Source organism: Burkholderia sp. HMSC10F09 (assembly GCF_001806955.1).
In the GTDB taxonomy this organism is placed as follows: domain Bacteria; phylum Pseudomonadota; class Gammaproteobacteria; order Burkholderiales; family Burkholderiaceae; genus Burkholderia; species Burkholderia multivorans.
Window position 1 is genome coordinate 1 of the sequence record NZ_KV786912.1, and the last position, 1,517, is coordinate 1,517.

The 1,517-nt window shown below is 73.8% G+C and carries 2 protein-coding genes; one reads left to right on the top strand and one right to left on the bottom strand.

Translation table 11 applies throughout. The features are described 5' to 3' along the window. On the top strand, window positions 1–951 hold a 951-nt coding region (locus tag HMPREF3115_RS26110; protein ID WP_070556723.1), incomplete at its 5' end, for a glycosyltransferase family protein. A gap of 118 nt (window positions 952–1,069) precedes the next feature. Here HMPREF3115_RS26110 and HMPREF3115_RS26115 read toward each other — a convergent pair. Next, the coding region (locus tag HMPREF3115_RS26115; protein WP_141751744.1) for a helix-turn-helix domain-containing protein at window positions 1,070–1,517 on the bottom strand (448 nt) is incomplete at its 5' end.

Here is a 1,517-nt window from a genome sequence, read left to right on the forward strand (position 1 = left end):
GCCGGCTACGTGCCGGCCGCGCCGGCGCTGCAGCTGCTGCATGCCGCGCAGCGCCCGTTCCGGCTCGACTACAGCCACGCGACGCAGGTACACGTGATCAACGGGATGGGCGTCGCGCTCGGCGATTCGGTGATCGGGCTGACCGCGCTCGCCGCGCTGCGCGACGCGCATCCGGACCTGCGCTTCACGCTGTATCGGCCCGCGCGTGCGCCGCGCTACGTCGAGGCGCTCTATGCGCTCGCGGCCGACGTCGTCGCGCCGACGCGCGCACTGCCGTGCGCAGCCGACGCGCTACCCGCGCACACACCGTGCATCGACATCGGCAATCACCTGTACTGGCCGGCGTTCGCGCATATGCCGATGATCGACTTCTTCCTCGATGCGCTCGGTGCGGAGCCTGCCGCCGTGCCGGCATCGGCGAAGCGCAACCGCTGGCTCGCGCGACTGCAGCTCCCCGCGCTGCCAGCGGCATGGCGGCGGCCTTACGTCCTGTTCTGCGCGGACGCGAGCACCGCGGTGCGCAGCGTGCCGCCGGCCCGGCGCGCGAGGCTCGTCGACCGGCTCGCGCAGCGCTACGGGCTGCCGGTGGTCGGGTTCGGGCCGGTCGCGCATCCGGCCTACGTCGACGTGAGCGAGGACGCGGCCGGCGACACCGCGCGCTTCATCGCCTGGGTGAAAGGCGCGAGCCTGCTGTTCGCACCGGACACGGCCGCGCTGCACGTCGCGGCCGGCTTCGATGTGCCGAGCGTCGCGTGCTTCACGACGATCGAGCCGGCACTGCGCGTGCGCGACTACCCGCATTGCGTGCCGATCGAACTCGACGTGCCGGCCGAACTGCGCGGGCTGCATCGCAGCGAGCAGCCCGACGACATCGCGGCGATCGATGCGGCCTACGGCGCGCTCGACTGGGATGCGGTGCCGTGGCCGGCTGCCCGGACCGCGGCGCCATAGCGCGCGCGGACAGCGGCCCGATGCGTGCGCAACGCGATCGGCAGCACGCGCGACAACGACGCTGCACGCGATCCGCGCGACGCGGCCTATGCCGCCGATCCACGCGCCCGCGCGCGCATCACCCGGCGGCGAGCGCGTCGCGCTCGCGCAGCGTATCGGACGGCCGCTTGCCGAACAGCCGGCGGTAATCGGTCGCGAACTGGCTCAGATGCCAGAATCCCCACGCTTCCGCGACATCCTGCACCGAGCCGGCCGCACGGCCGCACAGATCGCGCCGCGCGCCGTTCAGCCGCAGCGCGCGCAGATACGAAGCGGGCGCCATGCCGAGCACGTCCTGGAAGCAGTACTGCAGCGTGCGGCGGCTCACGTGGAGCTGCTCGCACAGTTCCGGCACGCCGACCGGCCGCGTGCGATGCGCCAGCACGTAGTCGCGCGCCTGCTCGACGATCCAGCGCCGCGTCGAGGGCGCGGCGCCGCTGCCGTCGTCGCCCGGCTGCGCGCACGCGTCGAACAGCGCGGCCAGCACCTCGGCCTGCAGCGCATCGCGCTGTGCGCCGGGCAACGGG